A 19,618-nucleotide genomic window follows, 5' to 3' on the forward strand; every position below is an offset into this window, starting at 1 on the left:
AACGTTGAGTTCTTATGGCCGATCCTTGTGGGTTTCCTCACTTATGGGGCGATCTGTTGTTATCGATCAGACCGGTTGGGCACGGTGAGGGCAACGCGCCAATATGGCAGGCTCCTGTTCTGACGCCTGCCGTTCTGTAGTGCTTGAGAGGATCAACGTGCCGGAACTTGTGGTCGGGCCACTGCTGCGTTACGTGGACGAGACCAGCGCGTCGGTGTGGGTGGAGACCAGCGAGCCGTGCGAGGTGACGGTCGAGGTCGGCGGGGTGCGGTCACAGGCGCTGACGTTCACCGTGCACGGTCACCACTACGCGATCGTCGACGTCGGCGCCGAGGGCGCCTACGAGGTCCGCCTCGCGGGGGAGACCGTGTGGCCGCTGCCGGACCAGCCGCCCAGCCGCATCCGCTTCTTCGGCCCCGGCGGGCCCCGGCGGGTGATGTTCGGCTCCTGCCGGACCAGCGTGCCCCATGACACGCTGCACATCGTCTCGCACGGGGTCGACGTCCTGCGCGCCTACGGCTGCACCATGATGGACGCCCCCGAGGAGGAGTGGCCCGACCTGCTGCTCCTGCTCGGCGACCAGGTCTACGCCGACGAGCCGTCCGCCGAGATGCTGGAGTTCATCAAGAACCGCAGGGACGGCGAGCCGGTGGGTGAGATCGCCGACTTCGAGGAGTACGCCGAGCTGTACCGCCAGGCGTGGACCGACCCGGAGATCCGCTGGATCCTCTCGACGGTGCCCAGTGCGATGATCTTCGACGACCACGACCTGCGCGACGACTTCAACACCTCCGCCACGTGGCGCGAGCAGATGGCCAAGGTCCCGTGGTGGCCGCGGCGGGTGGTCTCCGGGCTCGGGGCCTACTGGATCTACCAGCACCTGGGCAACATGTCACCGCAGGAGCGCGCGTCGGACGAGCTGCTCAGCAAGTTGTGCGCGGCCGAGGGCGACGGGTCCGAGATGCTCGACACGTTCGCCGAGCACGCCTACGACGTTCCCGCCGACAACCGGTGGAGCTACTCCCGCGACCTCGGCGGCACCCGCCTGATCATGCTCGACTCCCGCTGCGCCCGGCAGCTCACCCCGGGGGACCGACGCATGATCGACCCGGTGGAGTGGGAGTGGCTCACCGAGGAGCTCCGCAGGGGCGGCGTCGAGCGCTTCGTGATCGGCACGTCGGTGCCGTTCCTGCTCCCGGCCGGCATCCACCACATCCAGAACTGGAACGAGGCCCTGGCCCAGGGGGCCTGGGGCAGGCGGATGGCCCGCTGGTCCGAGGCGCTCCGCCAGGCGGTCGACCTGGAGCACTGGGCGGCCTTCCGCCGGTCGTTCGAGGACCTGTCGGACCTGCTGGCCCGGACCGGCAAGCCCGTGGTCATACTCTCCGGCGACGTGCACTACTCCTACGTCGCCAAGGCCGAGGGGCTGCCCATCTACCAGCTCGTCTGCTCCCCGATCCGCAACCCGCTGAGCCGTACGCTCCGCCTGGCCAACATCGTCGCGCAGTTCGGTCTGGCCACCCTGGTCGGCGGATGGCTGTCCCGGCTGGCCAGGATCCCCAAGCCGCCGTTCAAGTGGCGCATCGTCCACGGGCCGTGGTTCTCCAACGCGGTGGCCACGCTGTCCCTGGGGGCCGACCCCCTGTCCGTCCGCTGGGACACCGCCGCCGCCACCGAGATCTCGGAGATCACCACGGTGAAGCTGACCGGGGGCGGGTGACGCCGGGCGCCGTGGCGGAGCCCGCCTCCGGCGGGGTGCGGCTCACCCGTGAGGGACGAGCCGCACCGGCGGGGTGCGGCTCACCCGTGAGGGACGAGCCGCACCGGCGGGGTCATCCGGCGAACTCCCCGAGGGCGTCGGCGAGCTGGTCGACGGCCCAGATGAGGTCCTCTTCGGAGACGACGATCGGCGGGGCGAGGCGGATGGTCGAGCCGTGGGTGTCCTTGGCGAGGACGCCGCGGCGCATCAGGGCCTTGGAGATCTCGCGGCCGGTCGCCAGGGAGGGGTCGATGTCGACGCCCGCCCACAGGCCGCGGCCGCGCACGGTCACCACGCCCCGGCCGACCAGGCCGCGCAGCCTCTCGTGCAGCACCGCTCCGAGCTCCTTGGCCCGCGCCTGGTACTCACCGGTGTTGAGGATCTCGATGACCGCGTTGGCCACCGCGCAGGCGAGCGGGTTGCCGCCGAAGGTGGAGCCGTGCTGGCCCGGCTTGATCACGCCGAGCACGTCCTCGTTGGCGGTGATCGCCGAGACCGGGACCACACCGCCGCCCAGGGCCTTGCCCAGCACGTAGATGTCGGGGACGACACCTTCGTGGTCGCAGGCGAAGGTGTCGCCGGTGCGGCCGAGGCCGGACTGGATCTCGTCGGCGATCATCAGGATGTTCTCCGCGGTGCAGAGCTCGCGGACCTGGGTGAGGTAGCCGTCCGGCGGGACCAGCACGCCGGCCTCGCCCTGGATGGGCTCCAGCAGCACCGCGACGGTGTTGGCGTCGACGGCCTCGCGGATCGCCTCGACCGAACCGTACTTCACGACCTTGAAGCCCGGGGTGTAGGGGCCGAAGCCGTCGTGGGCGTCGGGGTCGGTGGAGAAACTGATGATCGTGGTGGTGCGGCCGTGGAAGTTGTCCTCCATCACGATGATGTTGGCCTGCTCCGCGGCCACGCCCTTGACCTCGTAGCCCCACTTGCGGGCGACCTTGATCGCGGTCTCCACGGCCTCGGCGCCGGTGTTCATCGGCAGGACCATGTCCTTGCCGGTGAGGTCGCCCAGCCCGGCGGCGAAGGCGGCGAACTGGTCGTGGAAGAAGGCGCGGCTGGTCAGCGTGAGCTTGGCGAGCTGTTCCTGCGCCGCTGCGACGATCTTCGGGTTACCGTGGCCGAAGTTCAGCGAGGAGTAGCCGGACAGGCAGTCCAGGAACCGCTTGCCCTCCACGTCGGTGACCCAGGCACCCTGCGCCTCGTGGATCACGATGGGGAGCGGGTGGTAGTTGTGCGCGCTGCGGCGCTCGCTGAGCTCGATGAAGTCTGCTGTGCTGGTCATCCGATATTCGCCGTTCCTTGATTCTTGGCCGTTCTACCTGCGTTCATCCCCGGATCTCGAGCGTGCAGCACTTGGGGCCGCCGCCCGCTTTGCGTAGCTCCGACAGTTCGACCGGGATGACCTCGAAGCCGTGGCGCTTGAGCTCCAGCTGAAGGTTCGCCGCCTCGGCGTTGATCACCACTCGGGTGCCGTCGCTGACCGCGTTGAGGCCCAGCACGGTCGCGTCCTCCTCGTCCGCGACGACGGCGTCGGGGAACAGGTTCTTCAGTACTTCTTGGCTCCCCGCCGAGAAGGCCCCTGGGAAGTATGCCACGTTATGTCCGTTTAGTGGGAACAGTGCGGTGTCCAGGTGGTAGAAGCGCGGGTCCACCAGCTGCAGCGTCACCACCGGCATGCCCAGGAACTCCTGGGCCTCCTTGTGGGCGGTGATGTCGGTGCGGAACCCCGTGCCGGCCAGCACCATGTGGTCGAGGGTGAGGAAGTCGCCCTCGCCCTCGTTGGTGAAGGCCGCCTCGTGCACCCGCTCGTAGCCGTTGTCGACGAACCACTTCAGGTAGGCGGGCCCCTCGGCGGCGCGCTCCCGGTGCGCGAACCGCGCGCCGTATACCCGGCCGCCGACGACCAGCGCCCCGTTGGCGGCGAAGACCATGTCGGGCAGTCCCTCCACCGGGTCGATCAGGCTGACCCGGTGCCCCAGCTCCTCGTAGGCGCTCTTGAGCCCCTCCCACTGCCGGATCGCCACCTCGCGGTCGGCGCCGGCCTCCGGATCCATCCACGGGTTGATCGCGTACTCAACCGCGAAGTGGTCGGGCCGACACATGAGGTAGTGCCTCGTCATGGAGAACTCCGCAAAGGGACGTCGTAGTGAGAACGGCAACAGCCTAGAAACGGTGTTCACGCTGGCCAAGGGCCTGATCTTGCGTGTCCACGCGGGTCTCTTGCGTGCTTCAGGTCACGAACGTCGATCCGTTGTGTGGGGTGACCAGGGGGGTGTCGATGAGCCGGGAGAGCACGATGGAGCTCTTGGTCCGCACCACGAAAGGCTGCGAGGCGATGCGCTCGATCACCTGCTCCACGTGGCGGACGTCGGTGGCCCTGATGTGCAGCAGCGCGTCGGCCTCCCCGGTGATGGTGCACGCCGAGACCACCTCCGGGAGGCGGGCCACGGCCACCCCGATCTCCGACGGCGAGGTCTTGCCCGCGCAGAACAGCTCCACGTAGGCCTCGGTGGTCCAGCCGAGCGCGGCCGGCTCCACCCGCGCGGTGAACCCGGTGATCGCCCCCGCCTCGCGTAACCGGTCCACCCGCCGTTTCACCGCCGACGCCGACAGGCCTACCCGGTGCCCGATCTCCGCGTAGGTGCTGCGGGCGTCCTCGACGAGCGCCCCGATGATGTCACGGTCCAGCCGGTCCAATTCCACGCTGCTTTGTAACACAGCGACCCCCGCCCTTCCGTAACGCGCCAGGCCACAGCGGTCCGGCCCGCTCCGCCGCGGGCCCGGCGCCAGGGCGGGGGACCGCCCCGCCACGCGCTCCGCACAGACGGCGAGAGGGCCGCGACGGAGGTGTCGCGGCCCTCTGCGGGGATGTCGGGGGCGTGCCTCAGGCGGGCTCGGCCTCGCCGGTGGCCTGCTCCATGGCCTCCTCGGGGGAGGCCTCCAGGTCGTCGCCGGCCTGGGCGAGCGCCGACGCCTTGTCCAGGCGGACCCAGCTCGTCACGCTCTCGATGGCGAACAGCACGCCGAGGTAGAGCGTGAGAGCGGCCAGCACCCAGGTCAGCACGCCGAGCGCGGCGCCGGCGCCGATCAGCAGCAGCCGGAGCTCCCAGCCCAGCCCGGCCTGGAACACCCAGGCGGGCGGCCAGATGCTCTGCCGGGTCCGGTAGACCGTGTCGTAGGTGTGGTAGCCGATCACGTAGAGCAGCACGAACAGCAGCCACTTGGGCGCCTCGGCCGCCAGGCCGACCAGGATGATCGTGAGGAACTCGGTGCCCCGGATCAGCGGCGGCACCAGCCAGTCGAGCTTGCCCAGGTGGTCGCGGGCCGCGGTGGGCAGCACCAGGAGCACCATGACCACGACCGGGACCAGCAGGACCGGTCCGTTGCCCAGCAGCCCGGTCACCGCCATCGCGACGATCGCCAGCAGCGCGACGAGCGCGGCCGGCACCGGGGGCAGCCCCGGTCCCACCTTGTCGCGCAGCGCCGTCACCAGCGGACCGTCGTCGCGGTAGGCGAGCAGGCGCGCGGTCTGCACGCGCAGCCGCTCCTCGTAGGGGTCCGGAGCGGGGGTGGTCTGCGGCTGGGTGATCATGCGAGCGACCTCATCAGACGTCCGGTGAGCGAGTAGGCGGTGGCGATGCCGCCCCAGATGATCAGCGTGATGAAGGTGACCCGGGCGTCGAAGAAGGCGCTGACGATGGCGATGGCGGCGAAGCGCTCACCGATCGGGAAAACGATCATCTTGCGGGCCCAGTGCACGGCCCGGTTCCGGCCCGCCTTGCTCCACATCCTCAGCAGCCCGCGGATCCCGCCGCTGCGCGCGACCTTGCGCTGCTCCAGCGCCGCCCGGAGGTCGGTGTCGGCGCTGATCGCCAGAGATATCGAGGGGAGCGGGGACGGGGGCCTGCGCCGGTTGGCCGCGCCGAAGGAGAAGTCCAGCAGGTGCTTGATGGACTGCATGCCGAGCGCGGCCAGCGCCAGCGTCCACACGTCGCCCACGCCGGAGACGGCCGCGCCGACCGCCAGGCCGGCGAAGACCACGTATTCCTTGAAGCGGTCGAAGGTGGCGTCCAGCCAGGCCCCGAGCACGCCGAACTTACGGGCGTAGCGCGCGACCTGCCCGTCCACGCAGTCGAACACGAACGCGAAGTAGATCAGGATGCCGCCGGCGACCATCCCGGCCCGCGCGCCGGTGGCGAAGCAGGCCGCCGCCGCCACGCCCAGGGCGATCGAGATCAGCGTGACCTGGTTGGGCGTGAGCCCGCGCCGGGCCGCCCAGCGGGCGATGAAGCGCGAGTAGGTGCTGACGAAGTAGGTGGTGAAGAAGCCGTCGGCGCCCTTGACCGCGTTGTTCAGCCGGGCCCTGTCCTCGTTGTAGGTGGACATCTCGGCCACTGCCTCGTCGGCCTGCCCGCGGGTGTTCAGCCGGCGGAAGAACAGGTCGCGGCGGCCCCGGATGCCGACCGAGACGCCCTTGCGCACCAGGCCCAGGACCAGGAGCTGGAGCAGGTCGTCTCCGGGGCCGAGCAGGTGGGCCATGTCGGCGAGCTCGCGGGCCGCCTCGGCCAGCGTGGGCGCGTGCTTGTGGTGCAGGTGCAGCGGGCCGAGCAGGACGGCGTTGGGCCGGGTCACCGCGTGGTAGGCCGAGCCGACCGAGATCACCCGGGACTTGGCGGCGCGGACCCGGACCGGGAGGTCCTCGAACGTCCGGTCGCCGATCTCCGGCTCCGCCTCGTCGATGGGGACGTTGGCGACGATGGCGTCGCCGTTCTCGTCCTCCTCGCGGGGCTCCTTGGCGATCAGCGCGAGCGCGCCGCGCTTCGACTTGGTGATCTGGTAGATCAGCTCGTCGTGGATCAGCGAGTTGGCCGGGAGGATGAGCAGGTTCTCCGTGGCGTGCTCGACCGCGTCGGCCACGGCGCGCAGGTCGCCGGCCAGATCGGAGGTCTCGACGAGCCGCCCCGGGAAGCCCTGGTAAACCGGAGCGTCGCCGGTGCGGGCGATCGTCACCGGTGCGGGATCGATCGAGGCGAGCTGGCCGTGCAGCTTGCCGATCACAGTGGGGCAGCCGGGGAGCGCGGGCAGAGTCAGCGCGGCGGGCGGCGTCGACTGGCCGGGAGCGGCATCGGGGCCGGGCGATGAACCCAGCAGGACCACGCGGGGCATGGCACCCTTTCGTGCGGGGGCGGGGTGAAACAAGGCGCGGGGAGTTCGCCAGGGGCCAAAGTTTAGTGAGTTTTGGATGAACAACACGCATCCGTGATCCATCTGTGCCACTTGATCATGGTTGACGCCGTGCGACACGGGGCATCCCACTAGACTGACCTGGTGAGTCTGTACCGTGACGACGGCATCGTGCTGCGCACCCACAAGCTGGGCGAGGCCGACCGCATCGTCACGGTCCTGACCCGGCGCACCGGGAAGGTCAGGGGGGTCGCCAAGGGGGTCCGGCGGACCACCTCGCGCTTCGGCGCCCGGCTGGAGCCGTTCACCCACGTGGACCTCCAGCTCCACACCGGCCGCACGCTCGATGTGATCACCCAGGCCGAGACGGTCCGTCCGTACGGCGAGGCGCTCGTCACCGACTACCCGCGCTACACCGCGGGCAGCGCGATGCTGGAGACCGCCGACCGGCTGGCGCTGGGGGAGAAGGAGCCCGCGCTCCGCCAGTTCCTGCTGCTCGTCGGCGGTCTGCGCACGCTCGGTTCGGGGGAGCACGATCCCCGGCTGGTCCTTGACGCCTATTTCCTGCGCTCGCTGGCCGTCGCCGGTTACGCTCCTGCCCTGGAGTCGTGTGCCCGCTGCAGGACACCCGCGATCCGGGCGTTCGCCATCGTGGCGGGGGGCGTGGTCTGCGGCGCCTGCCGTCCCGCCGGCGCCGCCGTGCCCGCCGGGGAGACCCTAGCCCTGATGGTCGCGCTGCTGAAAGGCGACTGGCTCACCGCCGACGCCTCCGAGAGCCGGCACCGCACCGAATGCAGCGGCCTGGTCGCGGCATATCTCCAGTGGCACCTGGAGCACGGCATACGCTCTCTCCGACACGTAGAAAGGGAGCTCGCCCAGTGAACGTCCGTCCCCCGGCCCCGCACCCGTCCGGCGCCACCCCGCCCCCCATCCCGCGTGACCTCGTGCCCCGGCACGTGGCGATCGTGATGGACGGCAACGGCCGGTGGGCCAAGCAGCGCGGCCTGCCGCGGACCGAGGGCCACAAGGCCGGTGAGGCGTCGCTGTTCGACGTGATCGAGGGCGCGATCGAGCTCGGCATCCCCTACCTGTCGGCATACGCCTTCTCCACCGAGAACTGGAAGCGCTCCCCCGACGAGGTGCGCTTCCTGATGGGCTTCAACCGCGACGTCATCCGCCGCCGCAGGGACGACCTCCACGCGATGGGCGTGCGGGTCCGCTGGGCGGGCCGTCCCGGCCGGCTGTGGAAGAGCGTCATCCAGGAGCTGCAGGACGCCGAGCGGATGACCGAGCGCAACTCCCGGCTGACCCTGCAGTTCTGCGTCAACTACGGCGGCCGCGCCGAGATCGTGGACGCGGCGCTGCGCCTGGCCGAGGACATCGCCGCCGGGCGGGTCAAGCCCGGCCGGGTGAAGGAGGAGACCTTCGCCCGCTATCTGGACGAGCCGCAGATCCCGGACGTCGACCTGTTCCTGCGCTCCTCGGGCGAGCAGCGCACCTCCAACTTCCTGATCTGGCAGACGGCCTACGCCGAGATGGTCTTCCTCAACCGCCTGTGGCCCGACTTCGACCGCCGCGACCTGTGGGAGGCGTGCGAGACCTACGCCAAGCGCGACAGGCGGTACGGCGGAGCCGTGCCGAACGCGGTTACAGAATAATGTTATGTTCCGGGTGACGCCGAACCGCTGAGAGGTGCGCCCGGATGACTGTCAGGATCGAACGCGACGGCTCCGTCACCACCGTCGTCCTGTCCCGGCCGGAGGTCCGCAACGCCGTGGACGGGCCCACGGCCGCGGCCCTGGCCGGCGCCTTCCGTGATTTCGAGGCCGATCCCGGCGCGGCGGTGGCCGTGCTGTGGGGCGAGGGCGGCACGTTCTGCGCGGGGGCCGACCTCAAGGCCATCGGCACGGACCGGGGCAACCGGGTGGCCCCCGGCGGCGACGGGCCGATGGGGCCCACCCGGATGCGGCTGACCAAGCCGGTGATCGCGGCGGTCGCCGGGCACGCCGTCGCGGGCGGGCTGGAGCTGGCGCTCTGGTGCGACCTGCGGGTGGCCGAGGCGGACGCGGTGTTCGGGGTCTTCTGCCGCCGCTGGGGCGTACCGCTGATCGACGGCGGCACCGTCCGGCTGCCACGGCTGATCGGGACCGGCCGCGCGCTGGACATGATCCTCACCGGTCGCCCCGTCCCCGCCCGGGAGGCCCTCGACATGGGCCTGGTCAACCGGGTGGTGCCGGTCGGCGGGGCGCGCGAGGCCGCCGAGGGCCTGGCCGCCGCCATCGCGCGTTTCCCACAGGACTGCATGCGCGGCGACCGCCTGTCGGTGCTGGAGCAGGAGGGGCTGGCCGAGGAGGAGGCCATGGCGGGCGAGCTGCGCCACGGCATGGACGCCCTGCCGGGCGCGGTGGCCGGCGCCGCCCGGTTCGCCGCGGGCGCCGGGCGCCACGGCGACTTCGGCGCGGGGCCGTCCTGTGAGTGATCACGGAAGGTGACCTCAGGCGCGGCGCCGGGCCCGGTAGGCGGCGACGTGCATGCGGTTGCCGCAGGTGCGGCTGTCGCAGTAGACCCGGGAGCGGTTACGCGACTCGTCCACGAAGACGTGCCCGCAGTCGGGGGCCGAGCAGGTGCGCAGGCGCTCCCACTCGCCCTCGACGAGCAGGTGGGCCAGCGCGACGCCCAGGTCGGCCGACAGGTGCTCGCTGAGCGAGGCGCCGGGGGCGAAGTAGTGGACGTGCAGGGCGTGACCGTCGTGCTCGGTCAGGCGCGGGGTGATGCGGGTGCCGCTCAGCAGCGTGTTCAGCCGGATGACCGCGGTGGGCTGGTCGGGGGCGGTGAAGACTTTGTGGAGGGCCTCGCGCAGGGCGCGCACCTGGACCAGGTCCTCGGCGCCGAGCTCGCCGATGCCGCTCACCTGGCGGCGTTCCACGAACTCCGTCAGCTGCTCCAGGGTGACCAGCCCGTCCTGGCCTCCCGTGGCGGAGGAGGTGTTGACGAGATCGACCACGGTGGCGAGCGAGTACACCATGTCATGTCCAAATGGCATGTTGCCTCCAGTTGAATGCGGTTCTAACGTGGGGGGCGCGTACGGCGGCTCGCCGTCCCGGAAGCGTATCTCTCCGGCGCGTGTTCGGGGTGCCTGTCGTGACCGCGCACCGCCGCGCCGTGACCGGGCGGTGGTCATCATGACGCCGGCCGGGACCGGGACGACGGTCATCGTGACGCCGGCCGCGCCCGTACACCTGTCCCACCTGTCCGGCGCGCCCGCCGCCGGGTCCGCCGCGCCCTCCGCGCCGTTCCTCCCACGCTGTCCCGCCGTGTCCACCCGGCGCCGTTCCCGGCGATGCCCGCCCCTGCCCGTCCGCCCGCCCGGTGCTCACGCCGTCCGCGGCGGCACCGGGGAGCGGCCCGGCGGTCGAGCCCGCCGGGTGCGAGGTGACCGCCCTCGGCGCCCGGTACGGCTCCCCGCCAGGACCGGCTGGGCCTGGACGGTCCTCTGCCGGGCCGTCGCCCGTGGCCGGTCCGGCGGACCCCGCCGGCCGGCCGACCGCTCAGGCCCGGCTCGACGCGCCCGCGGGCTTGACGGCGGCCGAGCAGGAGGCGCAGGTGCCGAAGACCTCGACGGTGTGAGTGATCTCGGTGAAGCCGTGCTCGGAGCCGACAGCCTCGGCCCAGCGCTCCACCGCGGGCCCGGCCACCTCCACGGTCCGCCCGCAACGGCGGCAGACCAGGTGGTGGTGGTGGTCACCGCTGGCGCACGCGCGGTAGACCGACTCGCCGTCGTCGGTCCTGAGCGTGTCGACATGGCCGCTGTCGGCCAGTGCCTGAAGCGCCCGGTAGACCGTGGTCAATCCGATCTTGGCGCCTTCCGCGCGCATCTCGGCGTAGACGTCCTGCGCGCTGCGGAAACCCTCGCTCTGGCGGAGGATCTCATGGACGGCATCCCGTCTGTTGCTCATGGGCTGGACTCCTGTGGTCGGCTCCGGCGTACGAATCTACCGAGCCCGAGGGCCAGGACGAACCCTCCGAGGGCCACGATGACGATGATGGCGCCCGGCGGGACCTCGACGTAGAACGAGGAGGTCAGCCCGCCGACCGTGGCGACCATCCCGAAAAGCATGGAAAGTGCCATTGTGCTCCGGAAACCCCTGGTGATCTGCTGGCTGGTCGCCACCGGGACCACCATCAACGCGCTGACCAGCAGCAGTCCCACCACGCGCATGGCGATGACCACGGTCAGCGCGGCGGTGACGGCGATCAGCAGGCTCAGCAGGCGCACCGGCAGCCCGCTGGCCCTGGCGACCTCCTCGTCCTGGCAGAGCACGTACAGCTCGCGCCCGAAGAGGGCCACCACGCCGAGCACGGCGACCGCCAGCAGGCCGATCACCCACACGTCCTCGGTGCTGACGCTGCTGATCGAGCCGAACAGGTAGGACATCAAGGTGGCGTTGCTGCCGCCCGGGGCCAGCGAGATGAGCAGCACGCCGCCGGCGATGCCGCCGTAGAACAGCAGCGCGAGCGCCACGTCGCCGCTGGTCCTGCCGCGCGCGCGGACCAGCTCGATCGCCACGGCGCCGAGCACCGAGACCGCCACGGCGGTCAGCACGGGGGCGGTGCCGGTCAGGAAGCCGAGCGCCACACCGGTCAGCGCGACGTGCCCGATGCCGTCGCCCAGCAGCGCCAGGCGGCGCTGCACGATGAACGTGCCGATGGCGGGGGCGGCCAGGCCGACCAGGAGGGCGGCGATCAGCGCCCGCTGCATGAAGTCGAACTGCAGAAGGTCGATCACGGTGCGGGTCTCCAGTCGAGCGGGCTCGAGGGCTTCTCCTCGGCGTGCGGGTGCACGTGGTCGTGACCGGGCAGCGCGTGCGCGCCGACCGCGTGCGGCGGCGGCCCGTCGTGGCAGACACATCCGTCCCTGAGGACCACCGCGCGGGTGATGAGTGACTCCAGGGGGCCGAGCTCGTGGGCGACCAGCAGGACCGTCTTGCCCTGGTCGACGAGCGTGGCCAGGGTGTCGGCCAGGAGCTGCTGGCTCTGGGAGTCCACGCCCGCCGTGGGCTCGTCCATCACGAAGGTGTCGGGCTCTCCGGCGAGGGCGCGGGCGATCAGCACCCGCTGCTGCTGCCCGCCGGACAGGGCCTGGACCGGGTCCCCGGCACGGTGGGCCATGCCGACGGCCTCCAGCGCCCTGGCGGTCGCCTCGCGGTCGGCCGCGCTGGTCGGGCGGAGCCGCCGCTGCCTGGCGATCCGGCCCGAGGCGACGACCTCGCGGATGGTCGTCGGCACGCCGCCGCCCACCGAGAGCCGCTGGGGCACGTAGCCGATCCGCCACCATTCGCGGAACCGCGCGGGCGGCGCGCCGTACAGGAGGGTCGAGCCGCCGGACAGCGGTGTCAGGCCGAGCAGGGCGCGGATGAGGGTGGACTTGCCCGATCCGTTGGCGCCGAGCACGGCCACGACCTCGCCGGGCTTGACGGTCAGGTCGATGCCGCGGAGCACCGGACGGCGATCCAGGCTGACCTGGCCGCCGTTCATGGTGAAAACTGCTTGGTTGGATGTCACGTGTTGCCTTTACGGGCAGCTGAGCGCCGCCTGAAGTGCGGTGAGGTTCTGGCGCATGGCGGACAGGTAGTCGCCGCTCGCCGGCTGGCTTTCGACCGGGTCCAGGACCGCGGTCTTGGCTCCGACCTCCTGGGCGAGAACCTCGGCGACCTTGGGGCTGACGAGGGTCTCGGTGAAAATCGTAGTCACTTTCTCCTGCTTGGACACTTTCGCCACTTCGGCGAGGCGGGCGGGAGAGGGCTCGGCGTCCGGGTCGATGCCGCTGACCCCGATCTGGTGCAGTCCGTAGCGGTCGGCGAGATAGCCGAACGCGGTGTGGCTGGTGACGACCGCCTTCGACCCGCACGCGCTCAGGCCCCGGGCCAGCTCGCCGTCGAGGGCCGTGAGGTCGGCCGCGGTCTTGGCGGCGCGCTCCTTGTAGCCCTGCGCGTGCGCCGGGTCGACGGCGGCGAGCTTCTCGCCGAGCCGGGTGGCGACGGTCGCGAAACGGGACGGGTCAAGCCATAGGTGCGGGTCGTAGGCGAGATCGTGCCCGTGCTCCTCCTCACCCGGATGAGCCTCCTCCTCCGCGTGCTCGTCGCCGGCGACCGCCGGGAGGGTCTTGACCGCCGCCGCCGCGTCGAAGCCCCGGCTGGCGGCGTGCTGCTCGACCGCCTCGTCCACGGCGGGCTGCACGCCCTTGATGTAGGCGACCAGGGTGGTCTCCTCCAGCCCGGCCACCTGGAGCGGGGACAGCTCCAGGTCGTGCGGCTCGACGCCGGGCTTGGTCAGGCCCGTGACGGTGACGTCGGGACCGCCCACCCGCTCGGCCAGCCACTGCAGCGGATACATGGCCGCGGTGACCTCGGGCTTGCCTCCCGGCGCGCCGCCCGGCCGGGCGGAGTCGGCTGAGCCGGAACCACAGGCGGCGGTGGCGGTGAGAACGGTCGCGAGAGCGAGCAGGGCCGCGCCGCGCATGCGCATACGTCGGGAGAAGTCGGACATCATGTCCGTCAGTATGGCCGCAAATGAAAACGGTTGTCAAAATCGCGACCGGGGGCCGACCGGCTGGAGAGGCGACGGACGCCCCGGCGGCTCCGGAGCCTAGAAGGCTCCGAAGCGGTCGGCGGCGAGCAGGATCAGGAAGGTGAGCAGGGCGACACGCAGGATGCGGCCCTTGGCGCCGAGCGAGGGCCACGACATGTAGGCGAGCCAGCCGACGAACCCGATCACCGGCAGCACCGCGAGGCCGCCCCAGAAGGACGGCACGGCGAAACCGGCCAGGAGCAGGGCCACGAGCGCCACCGGGGCGATCCAGCGGGGGAGCTGGAACAGGAAGACGAGCGGGGCCGCGCTGCGCCGCTCGACCTTCTGCCGCAGACCGGTCGCGCCCGGGGTGAAGAACTGCTCACCGGGTGGGGTCGGGTGCTGTCTCCGCTGCTGAGGGCGGTGCTGGGCCAGCGGGTGTGCGGGTCGCTCGCTGTGTTTGTCGGCCACGGCCCGAGCCTAACGCCGCGACGCCCGGCGCGACATGCCCCACGCCCGCCCGGCCGGGTCCGGAGGTGCTGGGCGGGGTCGAGGTGGTCTGTCCGGTTCCTCGTCGGCCGTGGCCGGGCGGTACGTTGCCGAACATGACCGACAATCGCATTCCTCCCCCTTTCATCGGCGACGAGCGCGCCATGTTGAACAACTGGCTCGAGTGGCACCGCGGGACCCTGGCCGTCAAGTGCGCGGGCCTGTCGGAGGACCGGCTCCGCGAGCGCTCCGTGCCGCCGTCGACCATGTCCCTGCTCGGTCTGGTCCGCCACATGGCCCACGTGGAGCGGGCCTGGTTCCGGCACATCCTCAACGACGAGGACGTCCCCCCGCTGTACGGCAAGGACGTCAACCCCGACGCGGACTTCGACGGCGCGGACACCGCCTCGGCCGAGGAGGCGTTCGCCGTCTGGCGGGCCGAGGTCGAGCACGCCCGCGAGGTGTCGGCCGAGGTGCCGCTGGACGCCGTGGGCAAGCGGAAGCGCCACGGGCAGGACTGCTCCCACCGGTGGATCCTCGTCCACGTGATCGAGGAGTACGCCCGCCACAACGGCCACGCCGACCTGCTGCGAGAGCGCATCGACGGCGTGACGGGGGAGTAGCCGGACATGGTCCCGGCGTCCCCGCCGCCATTCTCCGGCGACGTGCCGGGAGCGGGGGCGGGACCGTCCTCTGGCATGCTGTGCGGATGCTGGCTCTCATCCGTTACTCGGTGCCGCCCGGCCAGACCGAGGAGTTCCTGGCCCGGGCGCACGACATCGTCGACACCCTGGCCGGACAGCCCGGATACGTGCGCGGCCGGGTCGCCCGGTCGGTGGACGAGCCGGAGCTGTGGGCGCTGGTCAGCGAGTGGGAGGGGGCCGGGTTCTACCGGCGCGCCCTGGGAGCCGCGCGGATGGCGATGTATCCGCTGATGACCCTGATGATCAACGAGCCGAGCGCCTTCGAAGATGTGAACCGTCTTTAACCGGCCTTTCCATCACAAGGCAGGCGTCATGCTCCATGCGCGCGTCCCGCTCGTCCGACTCCCCTAAGCTGGGAACTCAATCATTCCTCGCCGACCTCCAGCCGGATGGAGACTTTCCCTTATGGCACGCCGTACGGACATCATGGACACCATCGTCAGCCTCGCCAAGCGACGTGGCCTTGTCTACCCCTCCAGCGAGATCTACGGCGGCCTGCGCGCCTCCTGGGACTACGGGCCGCTGGGCGTGGAGCTCAAGAGCAACGTGAAGCGGCAGTGGTGGAAGAGCGTGGTGCAGGGCCGTGACGACGTGGTCGGCCTCGACTCCTCGGTGATCCTGGCCCGTGAGGTCTGGCAGGCCAGCGGCCATGTGGAGACCTTCACCGACCCGCTGACCGAGTGCCAGGCGTGCCACAAACGCTACCGGGCCGACCACCTCGAAGAGGCCTACGAGGAGAAGCACGGCAAGGCCCCGGAGCACGGCCTGGCCGACATCACCTGCCCCAACTGCGGCAACAAGGGCGCCTTCACCGCGCCCAAGCAGTTCAGCGGCCTGCTGAAGACCTACCTCGGCGCGGTCGAGGACGAGTCCGGCCTGGCCTACCTGCGGCCGGAGACCGCGCAGGGCATCTTCATCAACTACCTCAACGTGCAGCAGTCCGCCCGCAAGAAGATCCCGTTCGGCATCGGCCAGATCGGCAAGTCGTTCCGCAACGAGATCACCCCGGGCAACTTCATCTTCCGCACCCGCGAGTTCGAGCAGATGGAGATGGAGTTCTTCGTCAAGCCGGGCACCGACGAGGAGTGGCACCAATACTGGATCGACGAGCGCTTCGGCTGGTACACCGACCTGGGCATCAACCAGGACAACCTGCGCATCTACGAGCACCCGCAGGAGAAGCTGTCCCACTACTCCAAGCGGACCGTCGACATCGAATACCGCTTCAACTTCACCGGCAGCGAGTGGGGCGAGCTTGAGGGCATCGCCAACCGCACCGACTTCGACCTGACCGCGCACGGCAAGGCCTCCGGCACCGACCTCAGCTTCTTCGAGCAGGACACCGGCGAGCGTTACGTCCCGTATGTGATCGAGCCGGCGGCCGGTGTCGACCGCGCCACGCTCACCTTCCTGATCGACGCCTACACCGAGGACGAGGCGCCCAACGCCAAGGGTGTCATGGAGAAGCGCACGGTCATGCGCCTCGACCACCGGCTCGCGCCGGTCAAGGCCGCGGTGCTCCCGCTGTCACGCAACGCCGACCTGTCGCCGAAGGCCAAGGACCTGGCCGCCCAGCTCCGCCGCCGGTGGAACGTCGAGTTCGACGACGCGGGCGCGATCGGCCGCCGCTACCGCCGCCAGGACGAGATCGGCACGCCGTTCTGCATCACCGTCGACTTCGACACCCTCGACGACCACGCGGTGACCATCCGCGAGCGCGACTCGATGGCCCAGGAGCGCGTGGCCCTCGACAAGGTCGAGTCCTACCTCCGCCAGCACCTCAACGACTGAGGACCTCTCCGACCGGTGACGGCCGGCGGCCCCGACGGGGCCGCCGGCCGTCGCTTTTCCCGGACGGGTCCGGCCCCATACCCCAGGGACTGAACCGGCGGTGAACGGGTTTGAATGCTGAGACAATTGGTTTACACCAATTGGTTTATACCAATTCTCCGGGCGGCCGATATCACCGTTGATTTGACTCCGATTTGAAGTGGATTAGACCGCCACATGGGGTCTGACGTGCATAAATACACCTCAACACCTTGGGTGACGTTTCATCATCTTATTCGTCGGTAGAGTCCGAAGTGAGGCGGAACCACACGTCATTTGAAGTCGCAGAAGGAGCAACCGTGCCCAAGTACGTTTACGACTTCACCGAGGGCAACAAAGATCTCAAGGATCTGCTCGGCGGTAAGGGTGCCAACCTGGCTGAGATGACCAATCTCGGGCTGCCGGTGCCCCCCGGCTTCACCATCACCACCGACGCGTGCCGCCGGTTCCTGGCGGACGGCGAGCTCCCCGCGGGCCTGGAGGAGGAGGTCTCCCGGCACCTGGTCGCGCTGGAGGAGCGGATGGGCCGCCGCCTGGGCCAGGCCGACGACCCCCTGCTGGTGAGCGTACGCTCCGGGGCGAAGTTCTCCATGCCCGGCATGATGGAGACCGTCCTCAACATCGGGCTCAACGACCAGTCCGTGCACGGCCTGGCCAAGCAGTCCGGCGGCAACGAGCGCTTCGCCTGGGACTCCTACCGGCGTCTCATCCAGATGTTCGGCAAGACCGTCCAGGACATCGACGCCGCGCTGTTCGACGACGCCCTTGAGGAGATCAAGGACGGCCGCGACGACCTGGACCTGGAGGCGGCCGACTTCCAGCGGCTCGTCGAGACCTACAAGGACATCATCCGCACCCAGACCGGCCGGGACTTCCCCGCCGACCCGCACCAGCAGATGCGCATGGCCGTCAAGGCGGTCTTCGACTCCTGGAACGCCCCGCGCGCCGTCCTCTACCGCCGCCAGGAGCGCATCCCGGCCGATCTCGGCACGGCGGTCAACATCTGCTCGATGGTCTTCGGCAACTGCGGCATGGACTCCGGCACCGGCGTGGCCTTCACCCGCGACCCCGGCAGCGGGCACCAGGGCGTCTACGGCGACTACCTGCAGAACGCCCAGGGGGAGGACGTGGTCGCCGGCATCCGCAACACCATGTCGCTGCAGGAGCTGGAGGGCATCGACAAGTCCGTCTACGACGAGCTCATGCAGATCATGGAGAAGCTGGAGAACCACTACCGCGACCTGTGCGACATCGAGTTCACGGTCGAGCGCGGCAAGCTCTGGATGCTCCAGACCCGGGTGGGCAAGCGGACCGCCGGTGCCGCCTTCCGCATCGCCGTACAGCTCGCCGACCAGGGGCTGATCGACCTCGACGAGGCCGTGACCCGGGTCACCGGAGCCCAGCTCGCCCAGCTGATGTTCCCGCGCTTCGCCAAGGACGCGGAGATCACGAAGATCACAACGGGCATGAACGCCTCCCCGGGCGCGGCCGTCGGCAAGGCCGTCTTCTCCTCCGAGCGGGCCGTCGAGCTCGCCGCCCGGGGCGAGGCCGTCATCCTCGTCCGCCACGAGACCAACCCCGACGACCTGTCCGGCATGATCGCCGCCCAGGGCGTCCTGACGAGCCGGGGCGGCAAGACCTCGCACGCGGCCGTGGTCGCCCGCGGCATGGGCAAGACCTGCGTCTGCGGCGCGGAGGAGCTGGAGGTCTCCACCAAGGAGCGCAGGTTCACCGCCCCCGGCGGCGTCGTGGTCTCCGAGGGGGACGTCATCTCCATCGACGGCTCCAGCGGCGCCGTCTACCTCGGCGAGGTGCCCGTGGTCGCCTCCTCGGTCGTGGAGTACTTCGAGGGCACGGGCGACACCGGCGACGAGCTCGTCCAGGCCGTGCACCGCATCATGAGCCACGCCGACGGGGCCCGGCGGCTGGAGGTGCGGGCCAACGCCGACAACGCCGAGGACGCCGCCCGCGCCCGCCGGTTCGGCGCGCAGGGGATCGGGCTGTGCCGTACCGAGCACATGTTCCTCGGCGACCGCCGCCAGCTCGTCGAGGACCTGGTCCTGGCCACCTCCGACGAGGAGCGGGAGCGGGCGCTGGCCGCGCTGGAGCCGCTGCAGAAGGCGGACTTCACCGAGATCTTCCAGGCGATGGAGGGCCTGCCCGTCACGATCCGCCTGATCGACCCGCCGCTGCACGAGTTCCTGCCTGACTACACCGAGCTGGCGGTGAAGGTCGCCCTCGCCGGCGAGGGGGCCGGCGACAAGGACCGCCGGCTGCTCGCCGCGGTCAAGCGCCTGCACGAGCAGAACCCGATGCTCGGCCTGCGCGGCGTACGGCTCGGCCTGGTCATCCCCGGCCTGTTCGCGATGCAGGTCCGGGCGATCGCCGAGGCGGCCAGGGCCGTTCCGGGGGCCCGCGCGGAGATCATGATCCCGCTCGTCGCCGCCGTCCAGGAACTGGAGACCGTCAAGGACGAGGCGCGGGCGATCCTCGCCGAGGTCGGCGTCGAGGCGCTGGTCGGCACGATGATCGAGGTGCCCCGCGCGGCGCTGACCGCCGGGCAGATCGCCGAGGCCGCGGAGTTCTTCTCCTTCGGCACCAACGACCTGACCCAGATGACCTGGGGCTTCTCCCGAGACGACGTCGAGGCCGCGTTCTTCTCCAAGTATCTGGAGCTGGGCGTCTTCGGCGTCTCCCCGTTCGAGTCCCTGGACCGCGACGGCGTCGGCCGGCTCGTGCGGATCGCCGCCGAGGAGGGCCGGGCCACCCGTCCCGACCTCAAGCTGGGCATCTGTGGTGAGCACGGAGGCGACCCCGACTCGGTCCATTTCTGCCACGAGGTGGGCCTGGACTACGTCTCCTGCTCGCCGTTCCGCATCCCGGTCGCCCGGCTGGAGGCCGGCCGCGCGGCCCTGGCCGCCCCCGCGGACTCCGGCACCCGCTAGGAGCGTCCGCCCGGTCCTCGGGCGCCCCCGCGCTCCGGCGGCGCCGGGCGGGGCGCCCGAAGCGCGGTGCGGCGCCAAGACCGTTCAGGGCGGCGGGGTGGGCCGGTGCCCACCCCGCCGGCCCGCGCGACCGGCTC

General features: G+C 70.7%; 19 protein-coding genes. 8 read left to right on the forward strand and 11 right to left on the reverse strand.

All coding sequences use genetic code 11. The features are described 5' to 3' along the window. Positions 1 to 157 precede the first annotated feature (157 nt). Entirely contained in the window at positions 158 to 1,720 is a 1,563-nt protein-coding gene (locus ACZ6R6_RS01940; RefSeq protein ID WP_470089378.1) for an alkaline phosphatase D family protein, read from the forward strand. A 112-nt stretch (positions 1,721 to 1,832) separates the two neighbouring features. Here ACZ6R6_RS01940 and rocD read toward each other — a convergent pair whose 3' ends face one another. From rocD to ACZ6R6_RS01965, 5 genes are all read right to left on the reverse strand, one after another. After that, positions 1,833 to 3,044 (reverse strand): ornithine--oxo-acid transaminase, encoded by a 1,212-nt coding sequence (gene rocD / locus ACZ6R6_RS01945; RefSeq protein WP_470089379.1) that lies wholly within the window; start codon positions 3,042 to 3,044, stop codon positions 1,833 to 1,835. A 43-nt stretch (positions 3,045 to 3,087) separates the two neighbouring features. Next, on the reverse strand, positions 3,088 to 3,882 hold the full coding sequence (gene ddaH / locus ACZ6R6_RS01950; RefSeq protein WP_470089380.1) for a dimethylargininase: 795 nt from the start codon (positions 3,880 to 3,882) through the stop codon (positions 3,088 to 3,090). A gap of 109 nt (positions 3,883 to 3,991) precedes the next feature. Next, on the reverse strand, positions 3,992 to 4,465 hold the full coding sequence (locus ACZ6R6_RS01955) for an Lrp/AsnC family transcriptional regulator (protein ID WP_470089382.1): 474 nt from the start codon (positions 4,463 to 4,465) through the stop codon (positions 3,992 to 3,994). Positions 4,466 to 4,646: 181 nt separating this feature from the next. Next, positions 4,647 to 5,354 (reverse strand): DUF5941 domain-containing protein, encoded by a 708-nt coding sequence (locus tag ACZ6R6_RS01960; RefSeq protein WP_470089384.1) that lies wholly within the window; start codon positions 5,352 to 5,354, stop codon positions 4,647 to 4,649. Then, positions 5,351 to 6,928 carry a CDP-alcohol phosphatidyltransferase family protein gene (locus tag ACZ6R6_RS01965; protein WP_470089385.1) on the reverse strand — a complete coding sequence of 526 codons (1,578 nt, stop codon included), beginning with the start codon at positions 6,926 to 6,928 and terminating at the stop codon, positions 5,351 to 5,353. Before ACZ6R6_RS01965 ends, ACZ6R6_RS01960 begins: the two co-directional genes overlap by 4 nt. Before the next feature lie 162 nt (positions 6,929 to 7,090). Here ACZ6R6_RS01965 and recO point away from each other — a divergent pair, with 162 nt between their 5' ends. Genes recO through ACZ6R6_RS01980 form a run of 3 tightly spaced genes read left to right on the forward strand, consistent with a single transcriptional unit; the run spans position 7,091 to position 9,425 of the window. After that, positions 7,091 to 7,828 carry a DNA repair protein RecO gene (recO, locus tag ACZ6R6_RS01970; protein WP_470089386.1) on the forward strand — a complete coding sequence of 246 codons (738 nt, stop codon included), beginning with the start codon at positions 7,091 to 7,093 and terminating at the stop codon, positions 7,826 to 7,828. Beyond that, on the forward strand, positions 7,825 to 8,604 hold the full coding sequence (locus tag ACZ6R6_RS01975; RefSeq protein WP_306857195.1) for an isoprenyl transferase: 780 nt from the start codon (positions 7,825 to 7,827) through the stop codon (positions 8,602 to 8,604). The genes recO and ACZ6R6_RS01975 overlap by 4 nt, the downstream gene beginning before the upstream one ends. Before the next feature lie 44 nt (positions 8,605 to 8,648). Further along, positions 8,649 to 9,425 carry a crotonase/enoyl-CoA hydratase family protein gene (locus ACZ6R6_RS01980; RefSeq protein WP_470089388.1) on the forward strand — a complete coding sequence of 259 codons (777 nt, stop codon included), beginning with the start codon at positions 8,649 to 8,651 and terminating at the stop codon, positions 9,423 to 9,425. A 15-nt stretch (positions 9,426 to 9,440) separates the two neighbouring features. On the opposite strand, the gene ACZ6R6_RS01985 is transcribed toward ACZ6R6_RS01980, so the two are convergent. From ACZ6R6_RS01985 to ACZ6R6_RS02010, 6 genes are all read right to left on the reverse strand, one after another. Further along, positions 9,441 to 9,989, reverse strand: a complete 549-nt coding sequence (locus tag ACZ6R6_RS01985; protein WP_470089389.1) for a CGNR zinc finger domain-containing protein — start codon at positions 9,987 to 9,989, stop codon at positions 9,441 to 9,443. A 505-nt stretch (positions 9,990 to 10,494) separates the two neighbouring features. After that, positions 10,495 to 10,902: a Fur family transcriptional regulator gene (locus tag ACZ6R6_RS01990; RefSeq protein ID WP_470089390.1), complete on the reverse strand. Its 408-nt coding sequence runs from the start codon at positions 10,900 to 10,902 to the stop codon at positions 10,495 to 10,497. After that, the gene (locus tag ACZ6R6_RS01995) at positions 10,899 to 11,732 is read right to left on the reverse strand and encodes a metal ABC transporter permease (protein ID WP_306857202.1); all 834 of its coding nucleotides are present in this window, start codon (positions 11,730 to 11,732) and stop codon (positions 10,899 to 10,901) included. Before ACZ6R6_RS01995 ends, ACZ6R6_RS01990 begins: the two co-directional genes overlap by 4 nt. Beyond that, the gene (locus tag ACZ6R6_RS02000; protein ID WP_470089392.1) at positions 11,729 to 12,481 is read right to left on the reverse strand and encodes a metal ABC transporter ATP-binding protein; all 753 of its coding nucleotides are present in this window, start codon (positions 12,479 to 12,481) and stop codon (positions 11,729 to 11,731) included. The genes ACZ6R6_RS01995 and ACZ6R6_RS02000 overlap by 4 nt, the downstream gene beginning before the upstream one ends. A gap of 36 nt (positions 12,482 to 12,517) precedes the next feature. Continuing rightward, a complete protein-coding gene (locus ACZ6R6_RS02005; protein ID WP_470089394.1) occupies positions 12,518 to 13,495 on the reverse strand; it encodes a metal ABC transporter substrate-binding protein in 978 nt (325 codons plus the stop codon). 96 nt (positions 13,496 to 13,591) lie between these two features. Next, positions 13,592 to 13,984 carry a DUF6703 family protein gene (locus ACZ6R6_RS02010; protein ID WP_470089396.1) on the reverse strand — a complete coding sequence of 131 codons (393 nt, stop codon included), beginning with the start codon at positions 13,982 to 13,984 and terminating at the stop codon, positions 13,592 to 13,594. Between the two features lie 134 nt (positions 13,985 to 14,118). Here ACZ6R6_RS02010 and ACZ6R6_RS02015 point away from each other — a divergent pair, with 134 nt between their 5' ends. From ACZ6R6_RS02015 to ppdK, 4 genes are all read left to right on the forward strand, one after another. Next, complete coding sequence (locus ACZ6R6_RS02015) at positions 14,119 to 14,625, forward strand: DinB family protein (protein WP_470089398.1); 507 nt, start codon at positions 14,119 to 14,121, stop codon at positions 14,623 to 14,625. Between the two features lie 86 nt (positions 14,626 to 14,711). Then, a complete protein-coding gene (locus ACZ6R6_RS02020) occupies positions 14,712 to 14,990 on the forward strand; it encodes an antibiotic biosynthesis monooxygenase family protein (RefSeq protein ID WP_306857208.1) in 279 nt (92 codons plus the stop codon). Positions 14,991 to 15,111: 121 nt separating this feature from the next. Continuing rightward, positions 15,112 to 16,497, forward strand: a complete 1,386-nt coding sequence (locus ACZ6R6_RS02025; RefSeq protein WP_470089400.1) for a glycine--tRNA ligase — start codon at positions 15,112 to 15,114, stop codon at positions 16,495 to 16,497. A gap of 338 nt (positions 16,498 to 16,835) precedes the next feature. Further along, positions 16,836 to 19,481 (forward strand): pyruvate, phosphate dikinase, encoded by a 2,646-nt coding sequence (gene ppdK, locus ACZ6R6_RS02030; RefSeq protein WP_470089402.1) that lies wholly within the window; start codon positions 16,836 to 16,838, stop codon positions 19,479 to 19,481. Positions 19,482 to 19,618: the final 137 nt, after the last annotated feature.

It is taken from the genome of Streptosporangium sp. NPDC048886 (assembly GCF_055586905.1).

What these genes read in the sequence shown, in the direction of transcription:
- ACZ6R6_RS02020 (WP_306857208.1), top strand. Translation starts at nt 14,712, where the DNA reads ATGCTGGCTCTCATCCGTTACTCGGTGCCGCCCGGCCAGACCGAGGAG.
- ACZ6R6_RS01985 (WP_470089389.1), bottom strand. Translation starts at nt 9,989, where the DNA reads ATGCCATTTGGACATGACATGGTGTACTCGCTCGCCACCGTGGTCGAT.
- ddaH (WP_470089380.1), bottom strand. Translation starts at nt 3,882, where the DNA reads ATGACGAGGCACTACCTCATGTGTCGGCCCGACCACTTCGCGGTTGAG.
- ACZ6R6_RS01960 (WP_470089384.1), bottom strand. Translation starts at nt 5,354, where the DNA reads ATGATCACCCAGCCGCAGACCACCCCCGCTCCGGACCCCTACGAGGAG.
- ACZ6R6_RS01990 (WP_470089390.1), bottom strand. Translation starts at nt 10,902, where the DNA reads ATGAGCAACAGACGGGATGCCGTCCATGAGATCCTCCGCCAGAGCGAG.
- ACZ6R6_RS02000 (WP_470089392.1), bottom strand. Translation starts at nt 12,481, where the DNA reads ATGAACGGCGGCCAGGTCAGCCTGGATCGCCGTCCGGTGCTCCGCGGC.
- ACZ6R6_RS01980 (WP_470089388.1), top strand. Translation starts at nt 8,649, where the DNA reads ATGACTGTCAGGATCGAACGCGACGGCTCCGTCACCACCGTCGTCCTG.
- ACZ6R6_RS02015 (WP_470089398.1), top strand. Translation starts at nt 14,119, where the DNA reads ATGACCGACAATCGCATTCCTCCCCCTTTCATCGGCGACGAGCGCGCC.
- ACZ6R6_RS02025 (WP_470089400.1), top strand. Translation starts at nt 15,112, where the DNA reads ATGGCACGCCGTACGGACATCATGGACACCATCGTCAGCCTCGCCAAG.
- ACZ6R6_RS02005 (WP_470089394.1), bottom strand. Translation starts at nt 13,495, where the DNA reads ATGATGTCCGACTTCTCCCGACGTATGCGCATGCGCGGCGCGGCCCTG.
- rocD (WP_470089379.1), bottom strand. Translation starts at nt 3,044, where the DNA reads ATGACCAGCACAGCAGACTTCATCGAGCTCAGCGAGCGCCGCAGCGCG.
- ACZ6R6_RS01965 (WP_470089385.1), bottom strand. Translation starts at nt 6,928, where the DNA reads ATGCCCCGCGTGGTCCTGCTGGGTTCATCGCCCGGCCCCGATGCCGCT.